Below are 5,306 nucleotides of genomic sequence, written 5' to 3' on the forward strand. Positions count from 1 at the left end.
CGTCGAACAGCGTCTGGTTGGCCCAGCCGTTGCCGTCGCCGGTGCGCCAGCCCGCGCCGGGCACCGCGAGCCAGGCGGGTTCCCAGTAGAAGACGCCCAGGCCCTGCGGCACCGCGGTCACCGCGCGGACCACGTCGCGCAGCATCCGCGCCTGGCCCTCGGGCGTGGCGGGATAACCGGAGCGGCGCGCGCCCTCCTCGTTGAAGACCGCGCCGCCACCGCCGGGGTTGTCCAGCTGGTGGCCGTACGCGGTTTCGACCACCACCAGCGGTTTGCGGTAGCGGTCCGACAGCAGGCGCAGGTTGTCGCGCAGCGCGTCGTAGGGGTCGTGGTGATACGGGTACCAGCTCAGGCCGATGACGTCGTAGTCGAGCTTGGCGGCCTCGAACCCGTCGTAGACCCGGCGGAAGGTTTCGGCGCTCTTGCCGTCGCCCTGGTGCGCCAGGTGCAGCATCACCGGCAGGCGGCCGCCGCGCAGCGCGTCGGTGGCCCGGACGCCGCGGATGCCGGCCCGCAGCAGCGCGATGAAGGCCGCGTCACCGCCGACCTGCTCGTCGGGCGTCTGCTGCCAGGTCTTGCCGTCGGGCCAGAGCATGCCGCCGTTGATCTCGTTGCCGACCTGGATCATGTCCGGGTCGGTCCCCTGGTCGTGGAGGGCCTTCAGCACCTCGGAGGTATAACGTTCAACCTCCTGCGCCAGCGCCGCGCCGTGCAGGCCGGTCCAGGCGGCGGGTTTCGCCTGTTTGCCGGGGTCGGTCCAGTGGTCGCTGTAGTGGATGTCCAGCAGCCATTTCATGCCTTGCGCCTTCAGCCGCCGGGCCAGCCGCAGCGTGACGGCCAGGCCGTTGTCGCCGCCGCCGACGGGCTCGCCGTGGCGCGAGACGATGCGGCCGTCCTCGATCACGTCGTGGGCGTTGACCGGCGTGTGCCACAGCCGCAAGCGGCCCCAGTTCATGCCGGCCGCGCGCAGGATCTGCAGCGCGGAGCCCGGCCGGCCGTCGGCCGTCGAGAACTTCCCGCCGCCACGCTCGACGGTCTCCAGCGTGGAGATGTCGACGCCCAGGATGAAGTCCTTGCGGTGGGAGGTCTGGATCGCGCCGTCCGCGTCAGCGTCGCGAGCGGGGAACGGACGGCGCGGCCGGCGCGGCGGCTGATTCGGCGGCAGACGAGGCCGCGGAGGCGACGGCTGATCCGGCGGCGCAGAGCGCGGCACCGGAGAGCACCAGGTTGCGTCGGGTGACGCCAGGACGGGGCAACGGGCGCGGCAGGATCACGGCTGTCTCACTCGCCGGGACGCCTGGCGGCGCCTCGGCCTTGTTGTCGGTGCCAGCTATCTTGCTGGTCAGGTTAATCGCTTAACCTTGCGACTAGTGTCGTCGATTGCCGCAGGGCGGGGGTGAGGGGTTTCCCGATCCCGCGCGGGCCTGACGCGCCGGCGTCACACACCGGCCTCACATGCAGGCCTAACGCATCGGCCTAACGCATCGGCCTCAGGTGCCGCGCTTCACCGTGGCCGCCGCCGCGGCGGCCCGGAGCTTGTCTTTCTTGCTGGGCCGCCGGCCCTTGACGCCGCCGGTCGCCGCGTCCGGCGGCGCGGTCTCGGTCGGCTCGAAACCGGCGATGCGCTCGCGGGCGACGCGGCGTCCCTGGCGCTTCTCGATCAGGCGGAAGTGCGCTTCCGTGGCGGCGCTGATGAAGCTCACCGCCAGGCCGTTCTCGCCGGCGCGCGCGGTGCGGCCGATGCGGTGGGTGTAGTCCGCCGCGGCGCGCGGCAGGTCGTAGTTCACGACGACCGGCAGCCGCGCGATGTCGATGCCGCGCGCGCCGAGATCCGTCGCCACCAGCACCCGCAGCCGGCCCGCCTTGAAGTCGGCCAGCGTGCGCGTGCGCGCGCCCTGGCTCGCGTCGCCATGGAAGGCGGCGGCCTCCAGGCCGGCCCGGCGCAGCTTGTCGGCCACGTGGTCGCAGGCATAACGCGTGGCGACGAAGACCAGCACGCGCGACCACTCGCCGCGTTCGATCATGTGGCGCAGCAGCGGCGTGCGCCGCGCGGCATCGACCTCGACCGCATGCTCCTCGATCTGCCCCTCGGTGGCCGGTTCGCCGCTGACCTCGACGCGCACCGGGTCGTGCAGCAGCTGCGTCGTCAGCGCCTGCACCGCGTCCGGGAAGGTGGCGGAGAACAGCAGGTTCTGCCGCCGGCGCGGCAGCAGCGCCAGCACCTGCGCGAGCTCGTCGGCGAAGCCCGCGTCGAGCAGGCGGTCGGCCTCGTCGAGCACCAGGCAGTCGACGTCGCCCAGCTTCAGCGCGTTCTTCGCGACCACGTCGAGCAGCCGGCCCGGCGTCGCCACGACGATGTCCGCGCCGCCGCGCAGCGCCATCATCTGCGGATTGATCGACACGCCGCCATACAGCACCGAGACCTTGACCGGCTCGCGCAGGAAGCGCCCGACCTGGATCAGGGTCTCGCCGACCTGCGCGGCGAGCTCGCGCGTGGGCACGAGCACCAGCACCTGCGCGCGGCGCAGCGCCGGCCGCACGCCGGCATCGAGGCGCTGCAGCACCGGGAAGACATACGCGGCCGTCTTGCCGGAGCCGGTGGCGGCGCTGCCCAGCAGGTCGCGACCGGCCAGGATCGGCGCGATGGCCGCGGCCTGGATGGGGGTGGGGCGGTCGAAGCCCAGTTCATCGGCGGCGCGCAGCAGCGCGGGCGACAGTCCGAGGTCGGCGAAGTCGCTCACAGGCGCCTCACCTTCACCGACTTGCCCTTCACCTTGCCGGCATTGAGCCCGCGCAGTGCCTGGTCCGCCAGCTCGGGCGCGACGGCCACGTAGGTGGAGAACTCGTTGACGTTGATCTTGCCGATGCTGGCGCCGTCCAGGCCGAGGTCCTTGGTCAGCGCGCCCAGCACGTCGCCGGGGCGGATCTTCTCCTTGCGGCCGCCGAGGATCTGCAGCGTCACCATCGGCGGCCGCAGCGGCGGGCCGCCGGCCGTGGCGGTCAGCTCGGACAGCGGGTACCAGGGACTGACGCTGCCTTGCATCTGGTCGATGCGGCCGACGCGGCCCATCTCGTCCAGGCTGGCGAGGCTGAAGGCCCAGCCCGCTTCGTCGGCGCGGCCGGTGCGACCGATGCGATGCACATGCACCTCGGGATCGGGCGTGATGTCGATGTTGATCACCGCCTCGAGCTGCGCGATGTCCAGGCCGCGCGCGGCCACGTCGGTGGCGACCAGCACGCTGCAGCTGCGGTTGGCGAAGCGCACCAGCACTTGGTCGCGCTCGCGCTGTTCCAGGTCCCCATGCAGCTCCAGCGCCACGATGCCCTGCGCCTGCAGCACGGCCACGAGGTCGCGGCACTGCTGCTTGGTGTTGCAGAAGGCCAGCGTGCTGGCCGGGCGGAAGTGGTTGAGCAGCAGGCCGACGGCATGCAGCCGCTCGGCCTCGGTCACCTCGTAGAAGCGCTGGCGGATCTTGTTGGCCGCATGGCGCTCGGTCAGGGTCACCGTCTTCGGGTCGCGCATGAAGCGGCCCGCCAGCGCGGCCACGTCGTCGGGGTAGGTGGCCGAGAACAGCAGCGTCTGGCGCTGCTTGGGGCAATGGGCGACGACCTGGGCGATGTCCTCGGCGAAGCCCATGTCCAGCATGCGATCGGCTTCGTCCAGCACCAGCGTGTTCAGCGCCTCCAGCGACAGCGTCTCGCGCTGCAGGTGGTCGAGGATGCGGCCCGGCGTGCCGACGACGATGTGGGCGCCATGCGCCAGGCTGGCGAGCTGCGTGCGGATCGGCACGCCGCCGCACAGGGTCAGCGTCTTGATGTTGTCCTCGGCACGGGCCAGGCGGCGGATCTCCTGCGTGACCTGGTCGGCGAGCTCGCGCGTCGGGCACAGCACCAGGGCCTGGACGGCGAAGCGGCGCGGATTCAGGTTGGCCAGCAGCGGCAGCGAGAACGCCGCGGTCTTGCCGCTGCCGGTCTTGGCCTGCGCGATCAGGTCGTGGCCGCCCAGCGTCAGCGGCAGGCTCTCCGCCTGGATCGGCGTCATCGAGAGGTAGCCCAGCTGGCGCAGGTTGGCCAGCATGGCGGGGGGCAGGGGGAGGCGGTCGAAGGCGGTCGCGTCGGACGCGGGCGTCGGCGCCGCCGGGGCGGCGGAGCCGGTGGGATCGGTGCGGGTCATGCGCGATTGTCGGCGATCCACGCCGCCGGCCCCGGGCCGCCTGCCGGCGAATCGACGATGAAGTCGCGTTTCGGGCCTGCTCGGCGGGGCCGTCCGCCGTCAGGGCGCGGGCTTGGCCGCCTCGCAGGCCACGCGCCGCATCGGGAAGTCGATGCCGCGCGTCGTGCCGTTGCGCTGGCCCTCGATGCGGGCGGCGAGCCCGCTCTCGCCGACGGCGCGGTAGATCACGCGCTGGGGGAAATCGTGGGCCGGGTTCTCGAAGGTCACGGCGCGTTCGCCGATCGAGGTGGCCACGAAGGTCGCCTCCTTCTGCCGCGACGGCTGCGCGATGAAGACCGGCTGGCCCTCGGCGTTGAGCCGGATCTGCATGAACTCGTGCTCGACGGTGCGGCCGTTCCTGACCGTGCGGCCGATGCCCAGCATCGTGCCGCCGGCCAGCGGCAGCCAGTGCTCCACCGAGCCCGCTTCGCCCTTCTCTGCGGCCCAACAGCCGGCCAGCCAGCCGAGCCGCTCCAGCTGGACGTCCTCGGCATGGGCGTTGGCGGGGGCGAGGGCGGAGGCAAGGGCGGCAATCGGCAAGGCAATCACGGCGGCGAGGCGAGGGCACATGGCGTGGGCTCCGGGGGACGATGCGCGAATCTACCGCCGGCGCCGCGCTGGCGCCAGCCGGCGGCGAAAGAGAATGCGCCCGATCTCGCCAACAGCAATCAAGGTGACTCGACGATGGACCGATTCGATGCGCTGCTCGCCTTCGCCCGCGTGGTGGAGGCCGGCAGCTTCACCAAGGCGGCGCAGACGCTGCACCTGAGCAAGACCACCGTGACGCAGCTGGTGCAGCAGCTCGAGGCGCGCCTGCGGGTGAAGCTGCTGCACCGCACGACGCGGCAGGTCCGGGTGACGCCGGACGGCGCCGCGTATTACGAGCGCGTGGTGCGCGTGCTGGCCGACCTGGACGACGCGGACACGGCGCTGTCCAGCGCCACCACGTCGCCGCGCGGCCGGCTGCGGGTCGACGTGCCGACGCCCTTCGCGCGGCTGGTCCTGATGCCGGCGCTGCCGGAGTTCCATGCGCGTCATCCGGAGATCCAGCTCGACATGGGCGTCAGCGACCGCATCGTCGATGTCATCGGCG

The 5,306-nt window shown here is 72.3% G+C and carries 5 protein-coding genes; 1 reads left to right on the top strand and 4 read right to left on the bottom strand.

Features of this window, described 5'->3' with window-relative positions; all coding sequences use genetic code 11:
* From FUT87_RS24995 to FUT87_RS25010, 4 genes are all read right to left on the bottom strand, one after another.
* Window positions 1–1,213: glycosyl hydrolase 53 family protein (locus tag FUT87_RS24995; RefSeq protein ID WP_186830753.1), on the bottom strand; the 1,213-nt coding region annotated here is incomplete at its 3' end.
* A 277-nt stretch (window positions 1,214–1,490) separates the two neighbouring features.
* A complete protein-coding gene (locus FUT87_RS25000) occupies window positions 1,491–2,741 on the bottom strand; it encodes a DEAD/DEAH box helicase (protein WP_147242748.1) in 1,251 nt (416 codons plus the stop codon).
* Entirely contained in the window at window positions 2,738–4,174 is a 1,437-nt protein-coding gene (dbpA, locus tag FUT87_RS25005) for an ATP-dependent RNA helicase DbpA (RefSeq protein WP_147242749.1), read from the bottom strand. The genes FUT87_RS25000 and dbpA overlap by 4 nt, the downstream gene beginning before the upstream one ends.
* 99 nt (window positions 4,175–4,273) lie before the next feature.
* On the bottom strand, window positions 4,274–4,783 hold the full coding sequence (locus FUT87_RS25010; protein WP_183492946.1) for a DUF6265 family protein: 510 nt from the start codon (window positions 4,781–4,783) through the stop codon (window positions 4,274–4,276).
* A gap of 114 nt (window positions 4,784–4,897) precedes the next feature.
* Here FUT87_RS25010 and FUT87_RS25015 point away from each other — a divergent pair.
* The coding region (locus FUT87_RS25015) for a LysR family transcriptional regulator (protein WP_147242751.1) at window positions 4,898–5,306 on the top strand (409 nt) is incomplete at its 3' end.

The organism is Mitsuaria sp. TWR114, from assembly GCF_007997345.1.

Bases quoted from the DNA above. Each gene is read 5' to 3' on its own strand.
- FUT87_RS25010 (WP_183492946.1), bottom strand. From the start codon at position 4,783: ATGTGCCCTCGCCTCGCCGCCGTGATTGCCTTGCCGATTGCCGCCCTT.
- dbpA (WP_147242749.1), bottom strand. From the start codon at position 4,174: ATGACCCGCACCGATCCCACCGGCTCCGCCGCCCCGGCGGCGCCGACG.